General features: G+C 60.8%; 22 protein-coding genes and 1 pseudogene. 15 read left to right on the top strand and 8 right to left on the bottom strand.

Annotated elements, in window-relative coordinates; translation table 11 throughout:
* Nucleotides 1-16: 16 nt before the first annotated feature.
* Nucleotides 17-1,099, bottom strand: a pseudogene (locus tag BFP95_RS30415) (cache domain-containing protein); the annotation flags it as partial.
* 146 nt (nt 1,100-1,245) lie between these two features.
* Nucleotides 1,246-2,136, bottom strand: a complete 891-nt coding sequence (locus BFP95_RS21440) for a bestrophin family protein (RefSeq protein ID WP_065876247.1) — start codon at nt 2,134-2,136, stop codon at nt 1,246-1,248.
* A 261-nt stretch (nt 2,137-2,397) separates the two neighbouring features.
* Between BFP95_RS21440 and BFP95_RS21435 the strand changes: the two genes are divergently transcribed.
* The 3 genes from BFP95_RS21435 to BFP95_RS21425 are packed head-to-tail and all read left to right on the top strand — an operon-like array spanning nt 2,398 to nt 4,762.
* On the top strand, nt 2,398-3,276 hold the full coding sequence (locus tag BFP95_RS21435; RefSeq protein WP_225930685.1) for a hypothetical protein: 879 nt from the start codon (nt 2,398-2,400) through the stop codon (nt 3,274-3,276).
* Nucleotides 3,261-4,307 (top strand): GGDEF domain-containing protein, encoded by a 1,047-nt coding sequence (locus BFP95_RS21430; protein WP_065876245.1) that lies wholly within the window; start codon nt 3,261-3,263, stop codon nt 4,305-4,307. Before BFP95_RS21435 ends, BFP95_RS21430 begins: the two co-directional genes overlap by 16 nt.
* Nucleotides 4,304-4,762, top strand: coding sequence for a metallophosphoesterase family protein (locus tag BFP95_RS21425; protein ID WP_065889366.1), 459 nt, complete (start codon nt 4,304-4,306; stop codon nt 4,760-4,762). The genes BFP95_RS21430 and BFP95_RS21425 overlap by 4 nt, the downstream gene beginning before the upstream one ends.
* An 8-nt stretch (nt 4,763-4,770) precedes the next feature.
* On the opposite strand, the gene BFP95_RS21420 is transcribed toward BFP95_RS21425, so the two are convergent.
* Nucleotides 4,771-5,070 carry an ArsR/SmtB family transcription factor gene (locus BFP95_RS21420; RefSeq protein ID WP_065876294.1) on the bottom strand — a complete coding sequence of 100 codons (300 nt, stop codon included), beginning with the start codon at nt 5,068-5,070 and terminating at the stop codon, nt 4,771-4,773.
* A 92-nt stretch (nt 5,071-5,162) separates the two neighbouring features.
* On the opposite strand from BFP95_RS21420, the gene BFP95_RS21415 reads away from it, so the two are divergent.
* Both BFP95_RS21415 and BFP95_RS21410 read left to right on the top strand, forming a co-directional pair.
* Complete coding sequence (locus tag BFP95_RS21415; RefSeq protein WP_065910662.1) at nt 5,163-6,254, top strand: NADH:flavin oxidoreductase/NADH oxidase; 1,092 nt, start codon at nt 5,163-5,165, stop codon at nt 6,252-6,254.
* A gap of 175 nt (nt 6,255-6,429) precedes the next feature.
* Nucleotides 6,430-8,553 carry a TonB-dependent siderophore receptor gene (locus BFP95_RS21410; RefSeq protein WP_065876242.1) on the top strand — a complete coding sequence of 708 codons (2,124 nt, stop codon included), beginning with the start codon at nt 6,430-6,432 and terminating at the stop codon, nt 8,551-8,553.
* 21 nt (nt 8,554-8,574) lie between these two features.
* Here BFP95_RS21410 and BFP95_RS21405 read toward each other — a convergent pair whose 3' ends face one another.
* Entirely contained in the window at nt 8,575-9,297 is a 723-nt protein-coding gene (locus BFP95_RS21405) for a FadR/GntR family transcriptional regulator (RefSeq protein ID WP_049708856.1), read from the bottom strand.
* 48 nt (nt 9,298-9,345) lie between these two features.
* Complete coding sequence (locus BFP95_RS21400) at nt 9,346-11,082, bottom strand: IlvD/Edd family dehydratase (RefSeq protein WP_065881437.1); 1,737 nt, start codon at nt 11,080-11,082, stop codon at nt 9,346-9,348.
* Nucleotides 11,083-11,275: 193 nt separating this feature from the next.
* Here BFP95_RS21400 and BFP95_RS21395 point away from each other — a divergent pair, with 193 nt between their 5' ends.
* The 7 genes from BFP95_RS21395 (at nt 11,276) to araH (ending at nt 19,698) form a co-directional block, all read left to right on the top strand.
* Nucleotides 11,276-12,598 carry an MFS transporter gene (locus BFP95_RS21395; RefSeq protein WP_049708854.1) on the top strand — a complete coding sequence of 441 codons (1,323 nt, stop codon included), beginning with the start codon at nt 11,276-11,278 and terminating at the stop codon, nt 12,596-12,598.
* A 15-nt stretch (nt 12,599-12,613) separates the two neighbouring features.
* The gene (gene araD1, locus BFP95_RS21390; protein WP_065910661.1) at nt 12,614-13,603 is read left to right on the top strand and encodes an AraD1 family protein; all 990 of its coding nucleotides are present in this window, start codon (nt 12,614-12,616) and stop codon (nt 13,601-13,603) included.
* A gap of 11 nt (nt 13,604-13,614) precedes the next feature.
* The gene (locus tag BFP95_RS21385; RefSeq protein ID WP_065889372.1) at nt 13,615-15,195 is read left to right on the top strand and encodes an aldehyde dehydrogenase (NADP(+)); all 1,581 of its coding nucleotides are present in this window, start codon (nt 13,615-13,617) and stop codon (nt 15,193-15,195) included.
* Nucleotides 15,196-15,218: 23 nt separating this feature from the next.
* Nucleotides 15,219-16,082 carry an SMP-30/gluconolactonase/LRE family protein gene (locus BFP95_RS21380; RefSeq protein ID WP_065876237.1) on the top strand — a complete coding sequence of 288 codons (864 nt, stop codon included), beginning with the start codon at nt 15,219-15,221 and terminating at the stop codon, nt 16,080-16,082.
* A gap of 37 nt (nt 16,083-16,119) precedes the next feature.
* Nucleotides 16,120-17,124, top strand: a complete 1,005-nt coding sequence (locus tag BFP95_RS21375) for a substrate-binding domain-containing protein (protein WP_049708850.1) — start codon at nt 16,120-16,122, stop codon at nt 17,122-17,124.
* 63 nt (nt 17,125-17,187) lie between these two features.
* Complete coding sequence (gene araG, locus BFP95_RS21370; RefSeq protein WP_065876236.1) at nt 17,188-18,720, top strand: L-arabinose ABC transporter ATP-binding protein AraG; 1,533 nt, start codon at nt 17,188-17,190, stop codon at nt 18,718-18,720.
* Between the two features lie 9 nt (nt 18,721-18,729).
* Nucleotides 18,730-19,698 (top strand): L-arabinose ABC transporter permease AraH, encoded by a 969-nt coding sequence (gene araH / locus BFP95_RS21365; RefSeq protein ID WP_065876235.1) that lies wholly within the window; start codon nt 18,730-18,732, stop codon nt 19,696-19,698.
* Nucleotides 19,699-19,770: 72 nt separating this feature from the next.
* Here the strand turns inward: araH and BFP95_RS21360 are convergent, their stop codons facing one another.
* Nucleotides 19,771-20,919 (bottom strand): aldose epimerase family protein, encoded by a 1,149-nt coding sequence (locus BFP95_RS21360; RefSeq protein WP_065876234.1) that lies wholly within the window; start codon nt 20,917-20,919, stop codon nt 19,771-19,773.
* Nucleotides 20,920-21,055: 136 nt separating this feature from the next.
* Between BFP95_RS21360 and BFP95_RS21355 the strand changes: the two genes are divergently transcribed.
* Nucleotides 21,056-21,823, top strand: a complete 768-nt coding sequence (locus BFP95_RS21355; RefSeq protein WP_065876233.1) for an SDR family NAD(P)-dependent oxidoreductase — start codon at nt 21,056-21,058, stop codon at nt 21,821-21,823.
* A 134-nt stretch (nt 21,824-21,957) separates the two neighbouring features.
* Here BFP95_RS21355 and BFP95_RS21350 read toward each other — a convergent pair whose 3' ends face one another.
* Nucleotides 21,958-22,554: a glutathione S-transferase family protein gene (locus tag BFP95_RS21350; RefSeq protein WP_065876232.1), complete on the bottom strand. Its 597-nt coding sequence runs from the start codon at nt 22,552-22,554 to the stop codon at nt 21,958-21,960.
* Nucleotides 22,555-22,634: 80 nt separating this feature from the next.
* Nucleotides 22,635-23,633 (bottom strand): AraC family transcriptional regulator, encoded by a 999-nt coding sequence (locus BFP95_RS21345; protein WP_065910740.1) that lies wholly within the window; start codon nt 23,631-23,633, stop codon nt 22,635-22,637.
* A 65-nt stretch (nt 23,634-23,698) separates the two neighbouring features.
* On the opposite strand from BFP95_RS21345, the gene BFP95_RS21340 reads away from it, so the two are divergent.
* Together BFP95_RS21340 and yghU are read left to right on the top strand one after the other, a co-directional pair.
* Nucleotides 23,699-24,922, top strand: a complete 1,224-nt coding sequence (locus BFP95_RS21340) for an MFS transporter (protein WP_065876231.1) — start codon at nt 23,699-23,701, stop codon at nt 24,920-24,922.
* Nucleotides 24,923-25,025: 103 nt separating this feature from the next.
* Nucleotides 25,026-25,859: a glutathione-dependent disulfide-bond oxidoreductase gene (yghU, locus tag BFP95_RS21335; RefSeq protein ID WP_065876230.1), complete on the top strand. Its 834-nt coding sequence runs from the start codon at nt 25,026-25,028 to the stop codon at nt 25,857-25,859.
* Nucleotides 25,860-25,961 lie beyond the last annotated feature (102 nt).

The raw sequence follows: 25,961 nt of genomic DNA, 5'->3' as shown, positions 1-25,961 counted from the left end.
GGGCGATCATGCCGAGGAACTGGTTGAACCAACCGGCCAAACTGGCGGTTTCGTCCTTGCCTTGTACCTTGAGCTGGCGGGTCAGGTCGCCTTCACCTTCGGCGATTTCTTGCAGGCCATCAGCCACGCCGCGAATCGGGCGCACGATCATGCTGGCGAAACTGGCGCCGACAACCGCGAAGACCAACGCCAATACCGCTGCGATGGCCGCGATTAACCACGTCAGGCGGGTAGCGCCAGCCATCACTTCATCACGCTTGATCAGGCCGATAAAGCGCCAGCCCAGGTCTTTGGAGCTGACCATGTTGGCCATATAGGCCACGCCATCAATGTCGATCTGGGTCACGCCGTCGCCGCGCTTGGCCAGTTCGGCGTAGTTGGGGCCCAGGTCGGCCAGGGGTTTGAAGTTGTGCTTGGCATCGCTGGGATCGACCAGCACGTTGCCGTTGCCTTCCACCAGCATCAAGTAACCACTGTCACCGAGCTTGATGTTGCGCACCAGTTCGGTGAGTTGCTTGAGCGATACGTCCAGGCCCACCACGCCGAGGATATTGCCGCTGGCATCGGCGACGGTGTGTACGGTACCGATCAGCGTCACATCGTCGGGCGCCCAGTAGTAGGCACCGGTGCGCACGGTTTTACCCGGCGCGGCGATGGCCGCCTGGTACCAGGGACGTACGCGCGGGTCGTAGTTATTCAGTTTGGTGTCGTCGGGCCAACTGGCGTAGCCGCCGTCTTTCAAACCCAGGGACAGGTAGGCCGTGCTCGGATGGCTTTTGGCAAACTGGTCGAAAATCTCCAGCAGCTCTTTGTTGGTCGGGGTCAGCGGGATTTGTGCGGCGTCGGCACCGGCGTAGCTCTTGAGGTCCTTGGCCGCGACAACGCGCGGGTCCTTGGCCACAAAATCGACGTTCTGGCTGATGCCGTCGAAGAACTGCTTCATGCCATTGTCGATCTGGCGGATCTCGCGGCCGCTGCTGTCGAGGAAATTGGCCAGGGCCCCCTCGCGCAGATTCAGTACCACCAACACAGCGACCAAAATGACCGGCACGCACGCGATGGCGGCAAACGCCCAGGTCAGCTTTTGCTTGATATTCATGACTTCACCCGCGGGTATTTATAATTTTGGCAAGGAGAAAACAGTAGCGTCGAGCGTCGCATGTGTTGTTATGACGGAAGGTGTGGACCATGCGTACCCCCTGTATATCGACTGCGGGGGCACGCACTTGAGGCCGAAGGGAGTGTTTAACCGATGCGCTCGCCACCCTGCGCATCACGCTGCATCGACTGCAGGTTTTTCTCGATGGTTTCGCAGATGCTTTCCATCTGGATCTGATGCTCGCTGGAGCTGAACGGGCTTTGCAGGTCGGTGCCGATCCGTTCGATGGCCAGTAGCATAAAACCGACTACCGTCGAGGCCAGCGGAGTGAACCAGCCAAGGGATTCCACCAGGCCCACCGGCACGATCAGGCAGAACAAAGAGATAAACAGGCGCGGGAAATACACGTAGGGGTAGGGCAGTGGCGTGTTGGCGATACGCTCCATGCCGCCCTGGGCGTTGGACAAGTCCACCAGCGTCGACTCCAGCCGCGCCAGGCGGATGCTGTCCAGGTGACCGGCCTTGTATTCCTTGGCCAGCAGCGCGGCCGAGCCGGTGAGGATGTCGTTGGCGAAGTTATTGGTGGCGCCATTGCGGGCGAATTCCTCGGCGGGAATAAACGCGCGCACTTCTTCGGGGCACGGCTCGCCCTTGAGGTGAGCGGCCAGGCAGTTCACGTAGGCCACGTGGCGGCGCAGCAGGGTGGATTTGACCGGGTTCACTTCATGGTCAGGGTCGTCGAGCAGGGTCAGCACCTGACGCGCAAAGCTGCGTGAGTTGTTGACCATCGCGCCCCACAGCGTGCGGGCTTCCCACCAACGGTTGTAGGCGCTGCTGTTACGAAAGCTGATCAGCACCACCAGGGCCGAACCCAACAGAGTGAGGGGCATCAGCGGCAAATTGATCTTGGCGGTGAGAAACAGCATGAAGTCCACGGTGACGGCGACATCCCACAGCAACAGCCAGAACAGGGCCCAGCCCACGTAGCCCATGGTCTTGATGATCAGGCGGTACTTTTTAATGATAGCGGCTTTCAAACGAGGCCCTCGCGGCGAGCAGTAAGCAACAGTGCCTAACTCGGACGTCGGCTTGCGGGGAAGGTTCGCTGCGGCGACTGAAACGGTTAAGCCATCGAGGTCTTTTTGGAACAATTTTGGTAGCGACGGTGTCCTCTGCGCTAATCACGATAGATTGCGCTCAAGGCGAAACGCCATTATCGGTGCTGCAATTGAGATCAGTGAATCCAAGTTGTTTGATCAGGGCTCTTTCTCATGTGCGGTGGTTCGTTGAAGTTGGCGATGGAACAGTCGGCGCGGGCGTTTGAGCGCCATGTGGATTTTGAAGCGTGTATTCGTTCCCATTATTCGATTTTGTTGGAGTCCTATTCAAAAAGACCGTTTTTCTATAAGACCGCACTCAAGTTCAGTCGCTTGATGGTGTCCTATACCTTATTGAGCACGTATTTCTCCAAGCCCGTTCCCTTACTGTCCGAGGTGAAGGCGTTTTGTGTGACGCGCGGGTTCTGTTCCAGAAACAGCCTGGAGTCGATCTTCCTGCTGTTCAGGGCGCTGGGGTTCATGACGGTATCCAGGCATCCGGATGACAGCCGTTTGCGGGTATTCAGCCCGTCATCCCAAGCCTGCGAGGAGATCCGGCGGATGCTCACCTCCGTGGTCGAGCCGCTGGGTGTGATGTGCTCGGAAACGGCGGTGTGCGGGTCAATGGGCGGGTTGGATGATCGCGCCTATCTGGCACGTTATTTCAAAGGGTTTTCGGTCCTTTTCTCCCATAACGTGACCATCGACCTGTTGATGCCTGATTGTTATTGGCTGGTAAAACGCGATGCCGGGCATATGTTGATGCTGGCGATCTATAACGATGCGTGTGCGCTCGATAATCAAGGGGCAAGTTTCAGGTCTTCATCCTACCTTTCCATCGCTGAGCAACTCTCGGTGTCCAAGACCCACGTTATTCGTCTGGTTCAAGAGGGGGCCGACCGGGGTTATTTCAAGATTCATTCCAAGACATTGCTTGAAGTCCTGCCACCTTTTATGGTGTTGGTCAGGCGGTTTATGGCTTACTCGTTTGCGACCTGCCTCCACAGTCTTCAACTGAGTCATGCCGATAGCACACCGGCCACTCATGCACAGGGAGTGACGGGATGCCGGCTAATGTGAAGCTCAGGCCACGGATGCAAAGACTGTTGTCGCCCGCGATCGCCAAGGCTGAACTGATCGGGATTTTTGCCTGGCTGGCGGTGTTGCTGGTGGACCGCTGGGCGATGTTTGGCTGGCCGGTCGCGCTGGTCACGATGGGGCTGTGCGGGGTGTATGGGGTTCACCGAGTGGTGACTCATTATGTGCTGTGGCGGGCGCTGGGGGTGGCCTACATGGTGCTGCTGTCTGCGGGTTTTGCCTATGTGGTTCACGTCCATCCCGCGCTGCAGGTGTTTGCCTTGCCGCTGGCCGTGACCTTGGTGCTGAGCAGTGCAATCCTGTTTATCGTGGTTCAGGATTTTCTGGTCTGCGCCGCCTTGGTCTGGTTACTGACGTGGCCCAGCATTCAGATGAGCCTTTACGAAGGCGTCGATATCTACGTGTTTATCTTTTGTGCCGCGTCGGTGGCGATCGGTTTTATCTTGAATGTCTACTACCTGAAGAACCTGCGTTCGGTGTTAATGGTGGAGAGTGAGTTTCGAGAGTTGGCCGAGACCGATTACTTGACCTCCATCCTGAACCGGCGGGCCTTCATGGAGAGCTTCGCCAAACTGATTGCGGCCGGCGATACCGGCTACTTCATGATGCTGGATATCGACAGTTTCAAATTAAAGAATGACCAGTTCGGTCATGACGTCGGCGACAGGATTCTCTGCGCCATGGCCGCGTGCCTTAAATCCACCCCAGGCAGCCACAGTTTCGGCAGGATTGGCGGCGAAGAATTCGGGGTGCTGCTGGTGGGCGATGACCCTTGTCTCGCCACCGATTACGCGCTGCGCCTGCTGCAAGCGATCCGCAGCAGTGTGGCGCCGCCCCATGACTACACCTGCAGTGCGGGCATGACGCATTTTGCGCTCGGGGCCGATATGTCGGCGGTCCTCAAGCGTGCCGACCGCAACCTCTACACCGCCAAGGGCAACGGCAAGGACCGCGTGTATCTAGATGGCGCGCTAGTGTCTCACGGTTCGATTTCCACCCCGGAGGCCCTATGAAAGTTGGCGTGATTTCCGATACCCATGGCCTGCTGCGACCTGAAGCGGTCGCAGCTTTGCAGGGATGTGAGCAGATCATTCATGCCGGCGATATCGGCACCTCTGAAATTCTTGAGCAATTGTCACAGATCGCGCCGCTGCACGCGGTGCGTGGCAACAATGACCTACAGGCGCCGTGGGCACGGCAGGTGCCTGATTATCTGATGCTTGATGTGGACGGATGGCAAACGTTGCTGGTGCATGACATCGCCGACGTACCTGCATTAATCGACACGTCTACGCGGCTGGTGATCACCGGCCATTCGCACAAGCCCCTGATCGAATGGCGCGGCGCAACGTTGTACGTGAACCCCGGCAGCGCAGGACGGCGGCGCTTCAAGTTGCCGGTGACGTTGGTGGTGCTGGAGGTGTTGGAGACGTCCATCGAGCCGCGCTTGATTGCGCTGCTGGACTGAGTCGGGTCTTACCGCTGCGCAAGAATGCTTTGCAGCAATCCCGGGAAGCGCTCCTCGAGCAGATCGGCGCGCAACGAATTCAGATGAGTGGTGCCGGCACTGCGCGTCTGCACCAGCCCGGCATCGCGCAACACGCGAAAGTGATGGGACATGCTCGACTTGGGCCGCCCGCCGTCCAGCTCGCCACAGGTGGCTTCGGGCACACCCGCCAGGCAGCGCACGATTTCCAGGCGCACCGGATCACTCAGCGCGTACAGCAGGCGCTCAAGAGTCAGGTCTTGAAGAAGTGGGTGTTTAAAGGCTCGCATGAAACGAATCATAACAGGGGGGTATCGCTGAATACTATAGTTCGATTACCATCGAACAATCGAATCAGCCATTCACTCCCTGGAGCTCTCTAATGTCCGCTTTGTTCGAACCGTTCAAACTCAAAGACGTCACCCTGCGCAATCGCATCGCCATCCCGCCAATGTGCCAGTACATGGCCGAGGACGGCATCGTCAACGACTGGCACCTCGTGCACCTGGCCAGCATGGCCCGTGGCGGTGCCGGCCTCCTGGTGGTCGAGGCCACTGCGGTCGCGCCGGAAGGCCGTATCACCCCAGGCTGCGCCGGCCTCTGGAGCGATGCCCACGCCGAGGCCTTCGTGCCGATGGTCAAGGCCATCAAGGCTGCCGGTTCAGTGCCGGGCATCCAGATCGGTCACGCTGGCCGCAAAGCCAGCGCCAACCGCCCGTGGGAAGGTGACGATCATATGCCGGCTTCCGACGCGCGCAGCTGGGAAACCATCGCACCGTCTGCCATCGCCTTCGGTGCCAACCTGCCGCAAGTGCCGCGCGCCATGACCCTGGACGACATCGCTCGGGTGCGCCAGGACTTCGTCGACGCTGCCCGCCGTGCGCGTGACGCCGGTTTCGAATGGATCGAATTGCACTTCGCCCACGGCTACCTGGGCCAGAGCTTTTTCTCTGAACACTCCAACCAACGGACCGACGCCTACGGCGGCAGCTTCGACAACCGTAGCCGCTTCCTCCTGGAAACCCTGGCCGCTGTGCGTGAGGTCTGGCCGGAAAACCTGCCACTGACCGCACGTTTCGGCGTGATCGAATACGATGGCCGTGACGAGCAGACCCTCACCGAATCCATCGAACTGGCCCGCCGCTTCAAGGGTGGCGGCCTGGATCTGCTGAGCGTCAGCGTTGGTTTCACCATTCCCGACACCAACATTCCGTGGGGCCCGGCGTTCATGGGGCCTATCGCCGAGCGCGTGCGTCGCGAAGCCGGCATTCCGGTCACTTCGGCTTGGGGCTTTGGCACGCCACAACTGGCAGAAGGTGCGTTGCAAGCCGGGCATCTGGACGTGGTCTCGGTGGGTCGTGCGCACCTGGCTGATCCACATTGGGCGTACTTTGCAGCCAAGGAACTGGGCGTCGAGAAGTCGTCCTGGACCTTGCCTGCACCGTATGCGCATTGGTTGGAACGCTATCGCTGAGTCGAAATAGCCCAGCGTCAAACATCGAAAGCCACTCCCAGGAGTGGCTTTTTTTCATCTGTCGAAAAGTAACGAATGAGAATACATGTCAATCGTTAATGGGTTGCTATAACATGCGCGCCAAAATAATTGGCAAATATGCCGCTCCATCTGGCTCATTTACTAGGTCATTCCCATGCGTCGTACCCTGCTTTCAATGTGTGTGCTTCAGGCGTTTTCCCCGTTGAGTTGGGCAGCGGTCGAGCCGGTTGAAAAAACCGGCATCGAGCTGCAAACCACCAGCATCACCGGCACTGCCGACTATGAAACCGCCCAGGGGCCGGTGCAGGGCTACCACGCCACCCGCTCGGCGAGCGCGACGCGTACGGATACCTCGATTCATGAAACGCCGCAGTCCATCACCGTGGTGTCCAAAGATGTGGTCGAGGACATCGGCGCCACCCGTTTGCAGGACGCGCTGGACTACGCCGGCGGTGTCGGCCGCGCCAACAACTTCGGCGGGCAGGGCCTGACCACGTTTACCGTGCGCGGCTTTACCACCGGCGAGTTCTACCGCAATGGTTTCCCGATCAACCGTGGCTACCCAAATATGCCAGACGCCAACACCATCGAGCGCCTGGAAGTGCTGCGCGGTCCGGCGACCATGCTCTACGGCCGTGGCGATCCTGGCGGCACCTTCAACGTGGTCTCCAAGCAACCGCTGGCCGAACGCACGGTCACATTAGGCAGCCAGTTGGATGATCAAGGCATGAAGCGCGGCACCCTGGATGCCTCCGGCCCGTTGGATGAGGAGGGCCGCCTGGCCTATCGCCTGAACGTGGTGGGTGAGGGCGGTGACACCTTCCGTGACCATGTGGAAACCGAGCGCTACGGCGTGACCCCGGTGATCACCTGGCAAGCCACCGATGACACTAAGCTGATCTTCGAAGGTGACTTCATGCGCAACAACCACCCGCTGGATCGTGGCTTGACCCGCTTCGCCACTCAGAAAGGCACGGCGTCCCGCGATACCTTCTGGGGTGATAAAGACGTTGGTAAATTGCACAACGACAACAGCATGGCACAGCTGCGTTTCGAGCATCTGCTCAATGAAAACTGGACCCTGGGCGGCGGTTTCCAATGGCTCGACGGTACGTTGCAAGGCAACGCGATTGAAGCCAATAGCTTGGCTGCTGACGGGCACACGCTCAACCGCAATTTTAACTACCGCAAGCTGGAGTGGACGGACAAGGACACCCAGCTCAACCTCACCGGGCATTTTTCCACGGGTGGGTTCGATCACACTTTGCTCACGGGCGTCGAGTTTGAAGATTACGACTACAAGTCGATCATCCAGCGTTCGTCCGCTTCCTACACCAGTGATATTTTCAACCCAGTCTATGGAAAGCCGCGTCCTGCGCTCACCAGCACGCCTACCCATGACAAGGAAAACCTCAAGACCTACGCAGCCTTTGTTCAGGATCAAGTCGCCCTGACCGAGCGTCTGAAAGTATTGGCTGGCGCGCGTTTCGAGCGTTTTGAGCACCAGTACGAGAGCTATGTGCCGGGTACAAAAAACTGGGAAGCCAGCGATAACGCCGTAACACCACGGGTTGGAGTGATCTACGACCTGACCGACTCGCTTGCCGTGTACGCCGATGCAGCGCGTTCATTCAAGCCCAATACTGGCGCCGCCCGCACAGGTGAAGGCTTTGAACCGGAGAAAGGCAAGTCGTATGAAATGGGCATTAAGTGGGAAGCGCTGGATCACCAGTTGAGTGTCGACGCTGCGATTTACCAGATCGACAAAAAGAATGTGCTGACCACCGATCCTGCGGACCCCACCGCCACCTTCAAGGTCGCAGCGGGCCAAGTACGCAGCCGTGGTTTCGACTTGAACGTCGCCGGCAACCTTACTCCAGAGTGGCGCGTGATCGGTGGCTATGCCTATGTGGACGCAGCAGTGACCAAGGACAACACCCTCCGTGTTGGCTCGCACCTGGCCAACATCCCGCGCAACAGCTTCAGTCTGCTGAACGTCTACGAATTCCAGGATGGCAGTCTCAAAGGACTTGGGCTGGGCGCGGGAGCGAAATACGTCGATGAGCGTGTCGGCCAGACCTCCAACACCCCGTTTACGATGGACGCCTACACCGTGGTCGATCTGCTCGGTTACTACAAGGTCAACGAAAAAGTCCGGCTCAACCTGGATGTGAAGAACTTGTTCAATCGCGACTTTGAAGAGGGTGCGTTCGGTAACTTCTACGCCTACCCAGGCGCGCCACGCACGGTGCAGGTGGGCATCGCCTACACCTTGTAACTCCTGAGCAACGGCCCCGCTTTAAAGCGGGGTCAATACATTCATCACCGTATCCAACGCCACCCGCGTGTCATCCAACTGCACCAGCGACGCATGCCGCGCCCCAAGGGCGTCGCGGTTCTGGATCGCGGTGAGGATCGCCTTGTGCCGGGGCAGGCTCAAACCCTGGATATCCGGGCGGCGGTTGGTGATGTTGATCGACTCGCGCAGCGGCAACGACAGCATGTTGCACATATACGCGAGCAGGTCGTTGCGGGTGGCGTCGGCAATGGCGCGGTGGAAGTCCAGGTCGGCCTGCAACAGGTCTTCGTGGGTCTTCGCGGTTTCCATGCCTGCGTAGGCTTTTTCGATGGTGGCGATGTCTTCATCGGTGGCGGTAGTCGCGGCCATGGCCGCGATTTCCGGTTCAAGGATGCGCCGCACACCGGCCAACGTGTTGAAGAACTCGCTGTGGGGCGTGGACTGCATCAACCAGGACAACACGTCCGGGTCGAGCAGGTGCCATTTCAACCGTGGTCGCACCACCGCGCCCACCCGTGGCTTGGAATACACCAGGCCCTTGGCGCTGAGTACCCGCGTAGCCTCACGCAACACCGAGCGGCTGACCTTGTACTCCTCGCAGAGCGTGGCCTCCATGGGCAGCCGTTCTTCGGGCTTGAAGCGACCGGAAACGATGTGCATGCCCAAGTCTTGAACGATCTGGGCATGCTGGCTCTTGCGCGGCTTGGGCGGCTGGTGATCCATAACGGGAGAGATGCTCTGACTTAAATTCGCGGCATCATAGCATCCCACTTAGTGGGAATGCCGTGGGACTTCCGCGCCTCGGCAACCTACCAGGAAGTCAAAGTCGCAACCCTGGTCGGCCTGCAGCACATGGTCGATGTACAGCTGGCGATAGCCGCCGACGATGAGCTTTTCAGGTGGCGCAAGGTCTGCCATGCGCGCCGCCAGCTCTGCGTCGGGGATGTCCAGGTGCAAACGGCCATTGGCGCAGTCGAGTTCGATCCAGTCGCCTTCCTTCACGGTGGCTAACGGTCCGCCGGCAGCGGCTTCCGGGGCCACGTGCAACACCACCGTGCCGTAGGCCGTGCCGCTCATGCGCGCGTCGGAAATCCGCACCATATCCGTCACACCCTGGGCCAGCAGCTTGGCCGGCAGGCCCATGTTGCCGACCTCGGCCATGCCTGGGTAACCCTTGGGGCCGCAGTTTTTCATGACCAGGATCGAGTTGGCGTCCACGTCCAGCTCGGGGTCGTTGATGCGTGCCTTGTACATGTCGAAGTTTTCGAACACCACGGCGCGGCCACGGTGCTGCATCAACGCCGGGCTGGCGGCGGACGGCTTGAGGACCGCGCCGAGTGGCGCCAGGTTACCGCGCAATACGCAGATGCCGCCGTCAGCGCGGATCGGGTTGTCGAGGGTGCGGATCACTTCATCCTGGCCGTAGATCGGCGAGTCCTTGGTGTTCTCGCCCAGGGACTTGCCGTTCACGGTCAGGGCGTTCGGGTGCGGGATCAGGTTGGCTTCACCGAGGCGACGCAGCACGGCGGGCAGGCCACCGGCGTAGTAGAACTCTTCCATCAGGAAGCGCCCGGACGGTTGCAGGTCGACGATGGTCGGCATGCCACGGCCCATGCGGGTCCAGTCATCCAGGTCCAATTCAACGCCGATGCGCCCGGCGATGGCTTTCAAGTGAATCACCGCGTTGGTCGAACCGCCGATGGCGGCATTCACGCGGATCGCATTTTCAAACGCTTCTTTGGTGAGGATCTTCGACAGCTTCAAGTCTTCGCGCACCATCTCTACCGCGCGCATGCCCGACATGTGCGCCAATACATAACGCCGCGCATCCACCGCCGGGATTGCCGCGTTGTGGGGCAGGGAAGTACCGAGTGCCTCGGCCATACAGGCCATGGTCGACGCGGTGCCCATGGTGTTACAGGTGCCCGCCGAACGTGACATGCCGCCCTCGGCCGCGAGGAAATCATCCAGCGTAATGGTGCCGGCTTTCACCTGTTCGCTGAGCTGCCACACCACCGTGCCCGAGCCAATGTCCTGGCCCTTGTGCTTGCCATTGAGCATCGGCCCACCGGTGACCACGATGGCCGGCACGTCGCAACTGGCGGCGCCCATCAGCAAGGCTGGGGTGGTTTTGTCGCAGCCGGTCAGCAGCACCACACCGTCAATCGGGTTGCCGCGAATGGCTTCTTCCACGTCCATGCTCGCCAGGTTGCGGGTGAGCATCGCGGTGGGGCGCAGGTTGGATTCGCCGTTGGAGAACACCGGGAATTCCACGGGGAAGCCACCGGCCTCGATCACGCCGCGTTTGACGTGGTCGGCGATCTGGCGGAAATGCGCGTTGCACGGCGTCAGCTCCGACCACGTGTTGCAGATGCCGATGATTGGCTTGCCATGGAACTGATGGTCGGCAATGCCCTGGTTCTTCATCCAGCTGCGGTACATAAAGCCGTTTTTGTCGGCAGTACCAAACCACTGGGCGGAGCGTAGGCCGGGCTTTTTATCAGACATGATCGATTCTCTTATTGTATGACTATATGTTCTATCTGTGCCTAAACATAAGCGCAAAATCGATGCTTTGGAAGAGTTGTTTTGTAAATAGTCCTACTATATAGTTTGGCTTAACTGAGGTATGACCCTGGCGGAATTTCGCGAGAGGCGTCCCCCGAGCTTCTATAAAAACAACAATCGGAGATCGACCCCCATGAGCCAGGAACTGCGGCTTATTCGGCGCATTACGCTGAAACTGATTCCCTTCCTGATCCTGCTGTACCTGATCGCCTACGTAGACCGCTCCGCCGTGGGCTTTGCCAAATTGCACATGGGCGCCGACGTCGGTATTGGCGACGCCGCCTATGGCCTGGGCGCGGGGTTGTTCTTTATTGGCTACTTCCTTTTCGAGATCCCCAGCAACCTGATGCTCGACCGCTTCGGCGCGCGGCGCTGGTTTGCGCGGATCATGATCACCTGGGGCGCCATCACCATCGGCATGGCCTTTGTGCAGGGCCCACACAGCTTCTATGTGATGCGCTTTCTGCTTGGCGCGGCGGAAGCGGGGTTCTTTCCGGGCGTTCTCTACTACATCACCCAATGGTTCCCGGTGCGCCATCGCGGCAAGATCCTCGGGCTGTTCATTCTGTCGCAACCCATCGCAATGATGATCACCGGCCCGGTGTCCGGTGGCCTGCTGGGCATGGACGGCATCCTTGGCCTGCACGGCTGGCAGTGGCTGTTTATCGTGATCGGCAGCCCGGCGATTCTGCTCACCTGGCCGGTGCTGCGCTACTTGCCGGACGGCCCCAAGCACGTCAAATGGATGAGTGACGAGGAAAAAGCCTGGCTCGCCGGCGAGTTGAACAAAGACTTGCAAGCCTACGGCCAGACCCGCCACGGCAACCCGCTGCATGCCTTGAAAGACAAGCGGGTGTTGCTGCTGGCGCTGTTCTATCTGCCGGTGACCCTGAGCATTTATGGCCTGGGCCTGTGGTTGCCGACGTTGATCAAACAATTCGGCGGCAGTGATTTGACCACCGGCTTCATCTCCGCCGTGCCGTATATCTTCGGCATCATCGGCCTGCTGATCATCCCGCGCAGTTCCGACCGTTTGAACGATCGCTATGGCCACCTGGCGGTGCTTTATGTACTCGGTGCCATCGGCCTGTTCTTCAGCGCCTGGCTGAGTGTGCCGGTGCTGCAAATGGCGGCGCTGTGCCTGGCGGCGTTCGCGATGTTTTCTTGCACGGCGGTGTTCTGGACCTTGCCGGGTCGGTTTTTTGCCGGCGCCAGTGCAGCGGCGGGCATTGCGTTGATCAACTCGGTTGGCAACCTCGGCGGCTACATCGGCCCGTTCGTGATTGGCGCGCTCAAGGAATACACCGGCAACCTGGCATCGGGCCTGTACTTTTTGTCCGGGGTGATGCTGTTCGGGCTGGTCTTGACCTTTGTGGTCTACCGCTTGCTGGAGCGCAAGCATGTGCTGCCTGCCGACCAATTCGCCGCCAGTGCCCGTGGCGCGACACGTACTTAATCTGGGAGAAGTTTCATGCGTTTAGTTCAGTTCGAGTTAAGCAATGGCGAGCGTCGGGTCGGCGTTGTAGAGGGCGACAGCCTGCGCGAAGTCCAGACGGCGCGCAGTGTGCGCGAATTGGCCCTGGCCGCCATCGAAGCGGGCGTCGGCCTGGCACAACAGGTGAACAGCCTCGGTCTGGGCGACAGCCACGACTACGTCGCACTGCTGGCCGAGCTGAAAATCCTGCCGCCGCTGGATCACCAGGACCCGGCGCACATGTTGATCAGCGGTACCGGCCTGACCCACTTGGGCAGCGCCTCGGCGCGGGACAAAATGCACCAGGCCGGCGATGACACGGCACTGACCGACACCATGCGCATCTTCAAATGGGGCGTGGAGGGCGGCAAGCCAGCAGCGGGTCAGGCGGGCGTGCAACCGGAGTGGTTCTATAAAGGTGACGGCAGCATCGTCGTGCGCCCAGGCGCCGCCTTCCCGGTGCCACCGTTTGCCGAAGATGCCGGCGAAGAACCGGAGATCGGCGGTCTGTACGTGATCGGTCCGGACAGCAAGCCCTACCGTGTGGGTTTTGCGGTGGGCAACGAATTCTCCGACCACATCATGGAGCGCAAGAATTACCTGTACCTGGCCCACTCCAAGCTGCGCAGTTGCAGCTACGGCCCCGAGTTGCGCGTGGGCGAGTTGCCCCAGCACCTGGCGGGCACCAGTCGCCTCCTGCGTAACGGTGAGGAAATCTGGCGGAACGAATTCCTCAGCGGCGAGGCCAATATGTGCCACAGCCTGGAAAATCTCGAGTATCACCACTTCAAATACCGTCAGTTCCTCAAGCCCGGCGATGTGCATATCCACTTTTTCGGCACCGCCACCTTGTCATTCGCCGACGGTATACGTACTCAACCGGGCGATGTGTTTGAGATCAGCCAAGCCGAGTTCGGCGCGCCATTGATCAACAGCGTCGGCAGCAGCGATGCGGCATTCGAACCCGGCCACGTCATCACCCTTTAATGGAGAACCCCATGACCCAGTTCCTCGGCCACAACTACATCGGCGGCCAGCGCAGCGCCAACGGCAGCGTCAAACTGCAAAGCGTCGATGCTGCCACTGGCGAAGCCTTGCCCCAGGATTTCTACCAGGCGACCCCGGAAGAAGTCGACGCCGCCGCCAAGGCTGCCGCGCAGGCTTACCCTGCGTACCGTGCCTTGAGTGCGGCGCGCCGCGCGCAGTTCCTCGATGCGATTGCCGATGAGCTGGATGCGTTGGGCGATGACTTTGTCGAGCTGGTCTGCCGCGAAACCGCGCTGCCGGCTGCGCGTATCAAGGGCGAGCGTGGGCGCACCAGCGGCCAGATGCGCCTGTTCGCGACCGTGCTGCGTCGCGGTGATTTCTACGGCGCACGCATCGACAAGGCGCTGCCGGATCGCCAGCCGATGCCACGCCCGGATTTGCGCCAATACCGCATCGGCCTCGGGCCGGTTGCTGTGTTCGGCGCTAGCAACTTTCCCCTGGCCTTTTCCACGGCGGGCGGCGACACCGCAGCCGCACTGGCGGCGGGCTGCCCGGTCGTCTTCAAGGCGCATAGTGGGCATATGGCGACCGCCGAGCGGGTGGCCGATGCGATAATTCGGGCGGCCGAAACCACCGAGATGCCGGCCGGCGTGTTCAATATGATCTTCGGCGGTGGCGTCGGTGAAGCGCTGGTCAAGCACCCGGCGATCCAGGCCGTAGGCTTCACGGGTTCGCTCAAGGGCGGGCGCGCCTTGTGCGACATGGCAGCGGCACGTGCGCAGCCGATCCCGGTGTTTGCCGAGATGTCGAGCATCAACCCGGTGATCGTGCTGCCCCAGGCTCTCACAGCACGGGCTGAAAGTGTTGCGCGTGACCTGACCGCCTCGGTGGTGCAAGGCTGCGGCCAGTTCTGCACCAACCCAGGCCTGGTGATCGGTATCGCTTCGCCTGCATTCACGGCGTTTACTCAACAGGTTGCGCAACTAATCGGTGAACAACCGACGCAGACCATGCTCAACGCCGGCACCCTGGGCAGCTACGGCAAAGGCCTGGAAAAACTGCTGGCGCACCCCGGCATCCAGCACCTGGCGGGCAGTGCCCAGGCCGGTAACCAGGCACACCCGCAATTGTTCAAGGCCGATGTGCGCCTGTTGATCGACGGCGATGAAGTGCTGCAAGAAGAAGTGTTCGGTCCCACCACGGTATTTGTCGAGGTCGCCGACCAGGCCCAACTCAGCGCTGCCTTACATGGCCTGCACGGTCAATTGACGGCGACGATCATTGGCGAGCCGGCAGACCTGCAACAGTTCGCCGAACTCACGCCACTGCTCGAACAGAAAGTCGGGCGCATCCTGCTCAACGGCTACCCGACCGGTGTGGAAGTCTGCGATTCGATGGTGCACGGCGGACCGTACCCCGCGACGTCCGATGCGCGTGGCACCTCGGTCGGCACCCTGGCCATCGACCGTTTCCTGCGCCCGGTGTGCTTCCAGAATTACCCTGATAGCCTGCTGCCCGACGCGTTGAAAAACGCTAACCCGTTGCGTATCCAGCGGCTCGTGGATGGCACGCCTTCGCGCGACGCGCTGTAAACAACAATGAACCAGGAGGTTTCATGTCGCTGAGCGCCGTCACCGCGCACCGTGCGCAATTGGGGGAGGGCCCGTTCTGGGACGTGCCCACCCAGGCCCTGTACTGGGTCAACATTGCCGGCAAACAGGCATTGCGCCTGATGGACGGGCAGTTACAGGTCTGGCAATTGCCCGAGCATGTCTCGGCGTTTATCCCGTGTGAAAGCGGCGATGCCGTGGTGACCTTGAGCAGCGGCGTGTACCGCCTGGACCTGGTCACCGAAGCCTTGACCTTGCTGTGTGTGGCCGACCCGCAATCGGGCAACCGTGGCAATGAAGCGCGCTGCGATGCCCAGGGCCGCCTGTGGCTGGGCACTATGCAGAACAACATTGGCGAGCAGGGCGAAGACCTGCCCATCACCCGACGCTCCGGCGGCCTGTTTCGCATTGATGCCGATGCGCAGGTCACGCCGTTGCTGAGTGGCCTGGGCATTCCCAACACCTTGCTGTGGAGTGATGACGGCCGCCATGTGCATTTTGGCGACAGCATGGAGGGCACGCTGTACCGGCATGGGATTCTGCCGAACGGCCAACTCGAGCCCGCACACGTCTGGTTCGGCCCACATGAACGTGGCGGGCCGGACGGCTCGGCCATGGACGTCGAAGGCTGTATCTGGAATGCGCGCTGGGACGGCAGTTGCCTGCTGCGCCTCACGCCCGAAGGTGAAGTGGACCGCATCATCGAGTTGCCCGTGAGCCGCCCCACCAGTTGCGTATTTGGTGGCCCGAACCTCACCACCCTCTATATCACCAGTGCCGCCAGCCCATTGGATCACCCTTTGGACGGCGCGGTATTGGCCATTGAGGTCGACGTGCCAGGCAAACCCTGTCACCGCTTTGCCGGCTAAATCCCGATTTTAAAAACAACAACAAGGAGTCACCCGTATGAATCGTCGTCGAGGTTTGCGTTCCCTGTGCTGCGCCGCTGTGGCGGTCTCGGCCATGAGCCTGAGCGGGCTGCTGCTGGCCGCTGAGGAAGTGAAGATCGGTTTTCTGGTCAAGCAGGCTGAAGAGCCTTGGTTCCAGACCGAATGGGCCTTTGCCGAAAAAGCCGGCAAGGAGCATGGCTTCACCGTGATCAAGATCGCCGTGCCCGACGGCGAAAAAACCCTTTCGGCCATCGACAGCCTGGCGGCCAACGGTGCCAAGGGCTTTGTGATCTGCCCGCCGGACGTGTCCCTGGGCCCGGCCATTGTCGCCAAGGCCAAGGCCAACGGCTTGAAAGTGATTGCCGTGGATGACCGCTTCGTCGACGCCAAAGGCGCCTTTATGGAGGACGTGCCGTACCTGGGCATGGCCGCGTTTGAAGTCGGCCAAAAGCAAGGCGCCGCCATGGCCGCCGAAGCTAAAAAACGCGGCTGGGACTGGAAGGACACCTATGCGGTGATCAACACCTTCAACGAGCTCGACACCGGTAAAAAACGCACCGACGGATCGATCCAGTCCCTGAAAGAGGCCGGCATTCCTGACGACCATATTCTCACCGCTGCGCTTAAAACCCTCGACGTACCCGGCAGCATGGACGCCACCAACTCGGCGCTGGTCAAGCTGCCCAGCGGCGCGAAAAACCTGATCATCGGTGGCATGAACGACAACACCGTACTCGGCGGCGTACGTGCGACCGAAAGCGCGGGCTTCAAAGCCGCCAATGTAATCGGCATCGGCATCAATGGCACCGACGCTATCGGTGAACTGAAGAAAGCCAACAGCGGCTTCTTCGGTTCGATGCTGCCTAGCCCGCACATCGAGGGTTACAACACTGCGCTGATGATGTACGAGTGGGTCACCAAAGGCACCGAGCCGCCGAAGTACACCGCCATGGACGAAGTGACCCTGATCACCCGCGACAACTTCAAGCAGGAACTGGAAAAGATCGGCCTGTGGAAATAAGGCAGTTCGCTTTCCTCGGCAGCCCCGGCAACGGGGCTGCCTGATCGGTGTGATGAGGTGGTTATGCACGCGCAAGTCAATGAACAACAACACACTGCCGGGGCCAGTCTGCGTTTTGACGGCATCGGCAAAACCTTTCCCGGGGTCAAGGCGCTGGATGGCATCAGCTTCACCGCCCACCCTGGGCAGGTGCACGCCTTGATGGGCGAGAACGGCGCGGGCAAGTCGACGCTGCTGAAGATCCTCGGCGGCGCCTACATTCCCAACAGCGGCACGCTGCAGATCGGCGAGCAGACCATGGCGTTCAAGAACGCGGCGGACAGCATTGCCAGCGGCGTGGCGGTGATCCACCAGGAATTGCACCTGGTGCCCGAAATGACGGTGGCCGAGAACTTGTTCCTCGGGCATTTGCCGTCGCGTTTCGGGGTGGTCAATCGGGGACTGTTGCGCAAGCAGGCCTTGGCTTGCCTCAAGGGCCTGGCGGATGAAATCGACCCTGCCGAGAAGCTCGGCCGCCTGTCCCTGGGCCAACGGCAACTGGTGGAAATCGCCAAGGCGCTGTCCCGTGGCGCCCATGTGATCGCGTTTGATGAACCCACCAGCAGCCTGTCGGCGCGCGAGATCGACCGCTTGATGGCGATCATCACGCGGCTGCGCGATGAGGGCAAAGTGGTGCTCTACGTATCGCACCGCATGGAGGAAGTGTTCCGCATCTGCAACGCGGTCACGGTATTCAAGGACGGTCGCTACGTGCGCACCTTCGAGGACATGAGCGCGCTGACCCATGACCAGTTGGTGACCTGCATGGTCGGGCGCGATATCCAGGACATTTACGACTACCGCCCGCGTGAGCACGGCGAGGTCGCGCTCAAGGTCGATAGCCTGCTCGGTCCCGGCCTGCGTGAGCCGATCAGTTTCAACGTGCGCAAGGGCGAGATTCTCGGCCTGTTCGGGTTGGTGGGGGCTGGGCGTACCGAGTTGTTCCGCTTGCTCAGCGGCTTGGAGCGTGCGAGCGCCGGTCAACTGGAGCTCTGCGGTCAAGCACTGCAACTGCGCTCACCGCGCGATGCCATCGCCGCGGGCGTGCTGCTGTGCCCGGAAGACCGCAAGAAGGAAGGCATCATCCCGCTGTCCAGCGTCGCCGAGAACATCAACATCAGCGCGCGCGGCACCCACTCCCGATTCGGCTGGCTGTTGCGCGAGGGGTGGGAGAAGGGCAACGCCGACCAGCAGATCAAGGCGATGAAGGTCAAAACGCCCAACGCGGCGCAGAAGATCATGTACCTGTCCGGCGGCAATCAGCAGAAGGCGATCCTGGGTCGCTGGCTGTCGATGCCGATGAAAGTCCTGCTGCTGGACGAGCCGACCCGTGGCATCGACATCGGCGCCAAGGCCGAGATCTACCAGATCATCCATAACCTCGCCGCCCAAGGCATTGCAGTCATTGTGGTGTCCAGCGACCTGATGGAAGTGATGGGCATCTCCGACCGCATCCTGGTGCTGTGCGAAGGCGCACTGCGGGGTGAACAAACCCGCGAGCACGCGACTGAATCCAACCTGCTGCAACTGGCTTTGCCGCGCAGCCTGGCGAACTGAGAGACGACTATGACAACCCAAGACAACGCGTTGCCCTCGGCACGCAAACCCCTGGACATGCGCGCACTGCTCGACAACTGGGCGATGCTGCTGGCCGCGGTGAGCATCTTCCTGCTGTGCGCCTTGCTCATCGACAACTTCCTCTCGCCGCTGAACATGCGCGGCCTGGGCCTGGCGATTTCCACCGTGGGCATCGCCGCGTGCACCATGCTGTTCTGCCTGGCGTCGGGGCACTTCGACTTGTCGGTGGGCTCGGTGATTGCCTGCGCCGGGGTGGTGGCGGCGATTGTGATGCGCGACACCGACAGCGTCATGCTCGGTATCGGCGCCGCCTTGCTGATGGGCCTGGTGGTGGGGCTGATCAATGGCATCGTGATCGCCAAGCTGCGGGTCAATGCGCTGATTACCACCTTGGCGACCATGCAGATCGTGCGCGGGCTGGCGTATATCTTCGCCAACGGCAAGGCGGTGGGCGTGTCCGAGGAGCAGTTCTTTATCTTCGGTAACGGCCAACTGCTGGGCGTACCGGTGCCGATCCTGATCACCATTTTGTGCTTCGTGTTTTTCGGCTGGCTGCTCAATTACACCACCTATGGGCGTAACACCATGGCCATCGGCGGCAACCCGGAAGCGGCGTTGCTGGCGGGTGTGAACGTTGATCGCACCAAGATCCTGATATTTGCCGTGCACGGTGTGATCGGCGCCCTGGCCGGGGTGATCCTGGCGTCGCGCATGACCTCCGGCCAGCCGATGATCGGCCAAGGTTTTGAGCTGACGGTGATCTCGGCGTGTGTGTTGGGCGGGGTGTCGTTGAGTGGTGGGGTTGGCATGATTCGCCATGTGATTGCCGGCGTGTTGATTTTGGCGATCATTGAGAATGCGATGAACCTGAAGAACATCGACACGTTTTATCAGTACGTGATTCGCGGCTCGATCCTGCTGCTGGCCGTGGTCATCGACCGCATGAAGCAACGCTGAACCCTTGCCATGTGAAGATCCAAATGTGGGAGCTGGCTTGGCTGCGATAGCGGTAAGCCAGCTCCCACAGTTTTAATCGGCGGAGAACTTGAAGACGGTGTTCTGGGTGTAGGTCTGCCCTGGATTCAGGCGGGTTGATGCAAACTTCGGCTGATTAGGCGCATCCGGAAAATGCTGGGTCTCCAACGTGAAACCGCTCCAGTGCAGATACGTCTTCCCAGCCTTGCCCTTCACCGAACCATCGAGGAAGTTGCTGGTATAGAACTGCACACCGGGCTCCGTGGTGTAGAGCTGCAACCGCCGCCCCGACTCAGGATCATGCACCTCGGCCGCCAACTGCTTCACGTCACCCTTGGTATCGAGTGCCCAGTTGAAGTCAAACCCGCCCTGTTTCGGCTCGGCGAATTTGAGCTGTGGATGATCCTCCTTGATGTGCTGACCGATCGGCGTCGGTTTCAGGAAGTCCATCGGCGTGCCTTTCACCGGCGCGACTTCGCCGGTTGGAATCAAGGTGGCGTTCACCGGCGTGTAATGGCTGGCATGCAAGGTCGCCACCTGCTTGAGAATGTCACCATTCCCCGCACCGGCGAGGTTGAAATAGCTGTGGTTGGTAAGGTTGAGCACCGTGGGTTTGTCGGTGGTGGCCTTGTAGTCGATGTGCAGTTCGTTTTTCTCGTTGAGGCTGTAGGTGACCTCGGTTTTCAGGTTGCCGGGAAAGCCCATTTCACCGTCCTTGGACAGGTAGGTGAGGGTCACGCCGACCGAGTCCTTGCCCTTGACCTGTGCGGCCTTCCACACCTGTTTGTCGAAGCCCTGGGCGCCGCCATGCAGTGAGTTGGGACCATCGTTGAGCGGCACCTGGAAGCGCTTGCCGTCGAGCTCAAAGGCACCGCCGGCCAAGCGGTTGCCGAAGCGCCCGATGGTCGCGCCGAAAAACGCCGTGCCGGCCTGGTAGCCTTGCACGTCGTCAAAGCCCAGCACCACGTCGTCGATCTTGCCGGTTTTGTCCGGCACTTTCAGCGACTGCAACACGCCGCCGTAGGTGATCACCGTGGCTTGCATGCCATGGCTGTTGCGCAAGATGTACTGCTCGACGGCGGTGCCGTCGTTGGTTTTACCGAAAGGCTTGTGTTCACTGGAGAGGCCTGCGGCGTGGGCGCCGCCACTGGCGATCAATACGGACATGGCGAGACCTGACAGCAGATAACGAGGGTGCTTCATGGTCGAACTTCCTTTTGTTGTTTTGAGTGGAATAGTTCTACTAATAGCGATATTTTGTCGGTAGGACAGCGAATTTATAGCCTTAAAAGCCGTTTTTGCAAAATAAAATAAGACTAATTGAGCGAGGCAAGATGTTATGAGTACTCAACACGCCGTGTATCCCGACCTTGAAGGCAAAACCGTCCTGATCTCCGGAGGGGCCTCAGGGATCGGCGAATTCATGGTGCGGGCCTTCGCCGCCCAGGGCGCCAAGGTGGGCTTTGTCGACCGCGCGCAAAGCCAGGGCGAACGCCTCGCGGCGCTGCTCAGTTCCCGCGGGCACACGGTGGAGTTCGTGAACTGCGACATCACCGACGAGATTGCCTACAAAGCCGCCATCGCTCGTTTCGAACACTCGCTGGGGCCGATCACCGTGCTGGTAAACAACGCCGCCAATGACGTGCGTCACACCCTGGAAGAAGTCGACTCGGAAATGTTCGACAGGCTGATCTCCGTCAACCTCAAACACGCTTTCTTCGCAGCCAAGGCTGTGGTGCCCATGATGAAAAGCGCCGGTAGCGGCTCGATCATCAACCTCGGCTCGGTCGGCTGGATGATGGCGTCCGCCGGCTACCCGGTGTACGCCGCCAGCAAGGCCGCCGCCCACGGCATGACCCGCGCGTTGGCTCGCGAACTGGGGCCGAGTCGCATCCGCGTGAATACGCTGGTGCCGGGTTGGGTGATGACAGAGAAACAACTGGCGATGTGGGTCGACGATGCCGCCAGGGAACTGATCAGCCGCAGCCAATGCTTGCCGGGCAGTGTGCTGCCTGAACACATCGCCAATATGGCGTTGTTTCTTGCTTCCGATGCGTCGGCGATGTGTTCGGCACAGAACTTTATTGTGGATGGCGGCTGGGTCTAGGCACACGGACCTGGGGACGAAGGAGAGCAATGTGGGAGCTGGCTTGCCTGCGAAGGCGGTGTGTCAGCGACTACAGCGCTGAATGACACACTGCTATCTCAGGCAAGCCAGCTCCCACAGTTGAACGGCGGTGTTTATTCGATCGGGTACTTCTTGAAAACCGGGTGCTGCTCCAGGCGCTCGGCGTGGCGCTTCAAGTTGGGAAACGCATCCGCCTCAACCACCGACGCCACGGTGAACTGGCTGAACGACCAGGCCACCGCCGCTGTAATCGAAGCCTGAGTCAGCGCCTCGCTGTCGGCCAGTTGCTTGTCCAGCAGCGAATAAGCCGCCAGCAATTGCCCGCTGACACGCTCAAGCCAAGGCTCATGCAGCTTCTCGGCCGGGCGCAGGTTGTGCTCATACACGATCTGCACGCTCTTCTCACAGGCCGCCAGCGCCAGCCCAAGTACATGCAAGTCATGGGCGCGCGCGGCGGGCTGCTGGGGCAGCAGCTTCTTGTCAGCCGGGGCGAGGGTTTCCAGATAGTCCAGGATCAGGCTGGAATCCATCAGCACCGTGCCATCGTCCAGCACCAGGGTCGGGGCCTTGACCACCGGGTTGATCTGCGCGAATTCGTTGAAGGTGCGAAACACCGACAGCGGTTCATGCACGAAATCCACGCCGTACAGCTCCAGGGAAATCGCCACGCGGCGTACGTAAGGCGAGTCCAGCATGCCGATCAGTTTCATGAAGCCTCCATTGCTTGCTAGGTGGTGAGCTCAAGAGAGTAAGGGCGCGGGATCAGCCTGCGCAATGGCTTGGCGCTGGTTTATGCCGGGCTTCGGGCGCCCTGGCGGCTGGCGCCAGGCGGCTGGCCGGTGATGCGCTTGAATGCGCGACTGAAAGCTGCCTGGGAGGTATAGCCCAGGCGCAGCGCCACTTCTTCGATGGGCAATCGCTCAAGCGTCAACCATTGGCTGGCCAGGCGCATGCGCAATTGCGTCACGTAGCGCAGCGGCGGAAGACCCAGGGTGGCCTGGAAGCGTTCGGCGAACACCGAGCGGGAGGTATGACTGCGCGCGGCCAACTCGGCCACGCTCCAATCGCGGCCTGGTTGCTGATGCAGGGCAAGCAAGGCACCGGCCAGCCGTGCGTCGCGCAACGCTGCCACCAGCCCCGATGCATTGCCGCAGGCGCATTCCACCCAACCCCGCACGATCATGGCGGCCACCACATCGGCCAGGCGCGCGAGGATGCCCGAATAGCCAACGCGAGCACTGGCGACTTCGCGCTCCATCACCGCCAGGATCGGCATCAGGCCGGGGTAACGCTGGCCCTTGGTGTCGATCAGCATCAAGGCCGGCATGAGGCTGCCGAGCCCCTGGATACTGCCGAGTTCGAATTCCATGCAGGCGCTGAACAGCAACGTGCTGGGGGGCGTGTCGGGCGATGCATCCACGGCGCAGACGGTATCGCCCAGCGGGGTGGCGTCAAATCCATTGATGTCCTGCACAGCGACATCCGCCGTGGACAACAGCGCATGTGCGCCGCCGTGGGAGATGAACACGGCATTGCCCGCCGACAATTCAAACAGGTTGCCGTCGTCGGTGCGCAGGGTGGCCACACCTGCGGCGAGGAAGTGGAAGTAGGCGTGCCCGGGTTTGGCGTTGAAGCCCATGCCGAAGCGGGGTCCGGCTTGGATGCGCTGGTACTGCACCCCGCGCAGGCGCATGCCGCGCAGCAGCTCATCGATAAGGTCGGAGGACAGATTGAACGGGGCCGGTGCAGTCATGTTCGGGGTTTCGGTCAAAAACTCAAGGGTTTGCATCATAGATCATCCGGGTTGGCGAACCTAGACTGGCGGTCGCGCTAATTTCCTGAGGATGTCGTGTAATGAATGATTGTGTAGCTCAAGCCTCTATCTGTTCCAAGGCGGAGCCCGCTGCCCCGGCCTGGATGGCGGTGTTTTCCCTGGCCATGGGGGTATTCGGGTTGTTGACGGCAGAATACCTGCCGGCCAGCCTGTTGACGCCGATGGCGATGGACCTTGGGGTGTCGGAGGCCCTGGCTGGTCAGGCAGTAACCGTGACGGCGGTGGTGGCGTTGTTCGCTGGCTTGCTGGTGCCCGGCCTGACGCGCGGGATCGACCGGCGCGTGGTGCTGCTGGGGTTTTCCATGCTGATGATTGCGTCCAACCTGTTGGTGGCGCTTTCTTCGAGCCTGGCGGTGCTGCTGTTGATGCGCATCCTGCTGGGCGTCGCCCTGGGCGGTTTCTGGAGTATGGCGGCAGCAGTGGCGATGCGCCTGGTGCCGGCGGCGTTGCTGCCCCGTGCGCTGTCGATCATCTTCAGTGGCATTGCGGTGGGCACGGTGGTTGCCGTGCCGCTGGGCAGCTACCTCGGCGATGTGTATGGCTGGCGCAGTGCGTTTGTGGCTGCGGCCGCCGTTGGCGTGGTGACGCTGGCGTTCCAGCTGTTCACGCTGCCACGCCTGGCCCCCACTGGCAGTGCACGCCTGCGCACGGTATTGGATGTGCTGCTGCGCCCTGGCATCGCCATCGGCATGTTTGCCTGCGTATTGGTACACACCGCGCACTTCGCGCTGTTCACTTACATTCGGCCATTCCTGGAAAGCACCACGGGCGTGCAGACTCAAGGGCTGGCCTTGATGCTGCTGGGGTTCGGCGCCGCAAACTTCATCGGCACGCTGCTGGCCGGTTGGCTGCTGGTGCGCTATCCGCTCGGCACATTGGTGCTGATGCCGGTATTGGTCGGCGTCGCGGCGCTCGCCCTGGTGCTGTTGCCTGCCTCTCTGCCAGGCCAGGCGCTGCTGCTGGCGCTGTGGGGCATGGCCTTTGGCGGGGTGCCCGTGGCGTGGTCGAACTGGGTGGCTCGCGCCGTGCCGGATCAAGCTGAAAGTGCGGGTGGCATGGTAGTGGCTTCGGTGCAGTCAGCCATCGCGGCGGGGGCGGCCGGTGGGGGTGCGATGTTCAGTGTCAGCGGCATTGCCGGTGTGTTTCTCGGTGCCGGTGTGCTGATGTTGTTGGCAGCCTTGTTGATTGCGCTGCGGGTACACGTGCCGCGCGATGGCGCCGCTGGCGTACCGTTGCATCTTTAAACCGGCCTTGCAGATTGGCCGGCATTCACGGTGTGACGCGCCATCAACCTTTGGTTTAGTCTGGGGCGCTTCGCTGATCGCAAACGCCTCTGGAGCAGTAAGCATGACCGATTACGTACCCCCGAAAGTCTGGACCTGGGACACCGAAAATGGCGGCACCTTCGCCAGCATCAACCGACCCATCGCCGGCGCGACCCATGATCAGCAACTGCCGGTGGGAGAGCACCCGCTGCAGGTGTACTCCCTGGCCACGCCTAACGGTCAGAAGGTCACCATCCTGCTCGAAGAATTACTGGCCCTGGGGCACAGCGGGGCAGAATACGATGCCTGGCTGATCAAGATCGGCGACGGCGACCAGTTCGGCAGCGGCTTTGTCGGGGTCAATCCCAACTCCAAGATCCCGGCATTGCTGGACCGTAGCGGCGCCACGCCGATTCGTGTGTTTGAATCTGGTGCGATTTTGCAGTACCTGGCGGAAAAGTTCGGCGCATTCTTCCCGACTGAGCCTGCGGCGCGTGCGGAATGCTTGTCGTGGTTGTTCTGGCAGATGGGCAGTGCGCCTTACCTGGGCGGTGGTTTCGGGCATTTCTATGCGTACGCGCCAAGCAAAATGGAGTACGCGATCAATCGGTTTGCCATGGAGACCAAGCGACAGCTGGATGTATTGGATCAGCGCCTGGCGGTGAGTGAATACATTGCCGGGGATGAGTACACCATCGCCGATATCGCGATCTGGCCTTGGTATGGCGGGTTGGTAAAAGGCCGTTTGTATGGCGCGGCGGAGTTTTTGGCGGTGCATGAGTACACGCATGTGTTGCGCTGGGCGGATGCGATTGAAGCGCGGCCGGCGGTGCAGCGGGGGCGTAGGGTGAACCGGGTATCCGGCGAGCCTGCGGAGCAATTGGCCGAGCGCCACTCTGCAAGCGACCTGGACTAAAACTGTGGGAGCGGGCTTGCTCGCGAATGCGGTGTGTCAGTCAACAGATTCATTGGCTGATCCACCGCATTCGCGAGCAAGCCCGCTCCCACATTTGGATTT

The sequence above is a fragment of the Pseudomonas sp. 58 R 12 genome, assembly GCF_900005865.1.
Lineage (GTDB): Bacteria > Pseudomonadota > Gammaproteobacteria > Pseudomonadales > Pseudomonadaceae > Aquipseudomonas > Aquipseudomonas tritici.
Note: the sequence above shows the minus strand (reverse complement) of the source record. Positions and strands in the feature narration are given on the sequence as shown.

Coding starts and splice junctions, on each gene's coding strand:
- araH (WP_065876235.1), top strand. CDS start 18,730: ATGACAACCCAAGACAACGCGTTGCCCTCGGCACGCAAACCCCTGGAC.
- BFP95_RS21380 (WP_065876237.1), top strand. CDS start 15,219: ATGTCGCTGAGCGCCGTCACCGCGCACCGTGCGCAATTGGGGGAGGGC.
- araD1 (WP_065910661.1), top strand. CDS start 12,614: ATGCGTTTAGTTCAGTTCGAGTTAAGCAATGGCGAGCGTCGGGTCGGC.
- BFP95_RS21405 (WP_049708856.1), bottom strand. CDS start 9,297: ATGGATCACCAGCCGCCCAAGCCGCGCAAGAGCCAGCATGCCCAGATC.
- araG (WP_065876236.1), top strand. CDS start 17,188: ATGCACGCGCAAGTCAATGAACAACAACACACTGCCGGGGCCAGTCTG.
- BFP95_RS21395 (WP_049708854.1), top strand. CDS start 11,276: ATGAGCCAGGAACTGCGGCTTATTCGGCGCATTACGCTGAAACTGATT.
- BFP95_RS21420 (WP_065876294.1), bottom strand. CDS start 5,070: ATGCGAGCCTTTAAACACCCACTTCTTCAAGACCTGACTCTTGAGCGC.
- BFP95_RS21385 (WP_065889372.1), top strand. CDS start 13,615: ATGACCCAGTTCCTCGGCCACAACTACATCGGCGGCCAGCGCAGCGCC.
- yghU (WP_065876230.1), top strand. CDS start 25,026: ATGACCGATTACGTACCCCCGAAAGTCTGGACCTGGGACACCGAAAAT.
- BFP95_RS21360 (WP_065876234.1), bottom strand. CDS start 20,919: ATGAAGCACCCTCGTTATCTGCTGTCAGGTCTCGCCATGTCCGTATTG.
- BFP95_RS21410 (WP_065876242.1), top strand. CDS start 6,430: ATGCGTCGTACCCTGCTTTCAATGTGTGTGCTTCAGGCGTTTTCCCCG.
- BFP95_RS21345 (WP_065910740.1), bottom strand. CDS start 23,633: ATGCAAACCCTTGAGTTTTTGACCGAAACCCCGAACATGACTGCACCG.
- BFP95_RS21375 (WP_049708850.1), top strand. CDS start 16,120: ATGAATCGTCGTCGAGGTTTGCGTTCCCTGTGCTGCGCCGCTGTGGCG.
- BFP95_RS21415 (WP_065910662.1), top strand. CDS start 5,163: ATGTCCGCTTTGTTCGAACCGTTCAAACTCAAAGACGTCACCCTGCGC.
- BFP95_RS21430 (WP_065876245.1), top strand. CDS start 3,261: ATGCCGGCTAATGTGAAGCTCAGGCCACGGATGCAAAGACTGTTGTCG.
- BFP95_RS21350 (WP_065876232.1), bottom strand. CDS start 22,554: ATGAAACTGATCGGCATGCTGGACTCGCCTTACGTACGCCGCGTGGCG.
- BFP95_RS21425 (WP_065889366.1), top strand. CDS start 4,304: ATGAAAGTTGGCGTGATTTCCGATACCCATGGCCTGCTGCGACCTGAA.
- BFP95_RS21435 (WP_225930685.1), top strand. CDS start 2,398: ATGGAACAGTCGGCGCGGGCGTTTGAGCGCCATGTGGATTTTGAAGCG.
- BFP95_RS21340 (WP_065876231.1), top strand. CDS start 23,699: ATGAATGATTGTGTAGCTCAAGCCTCTATCTGTTCCAAGGCGGAGCCC.
- BFP95_RS21400 (WP_065881437.1), bottom strand. CDS start 11,082: ATGTCTGATAAAAAGCCCGGCCTACGCTCCGCCCAGTGGTTTGGTACT.
- BFP95_RS21355 (WP_065876233.1), top strand. CDS start 21,056: ATGAGTACTCAACACGCCGTGTATCCCGACCTTGAAGGCAAAACCGTC.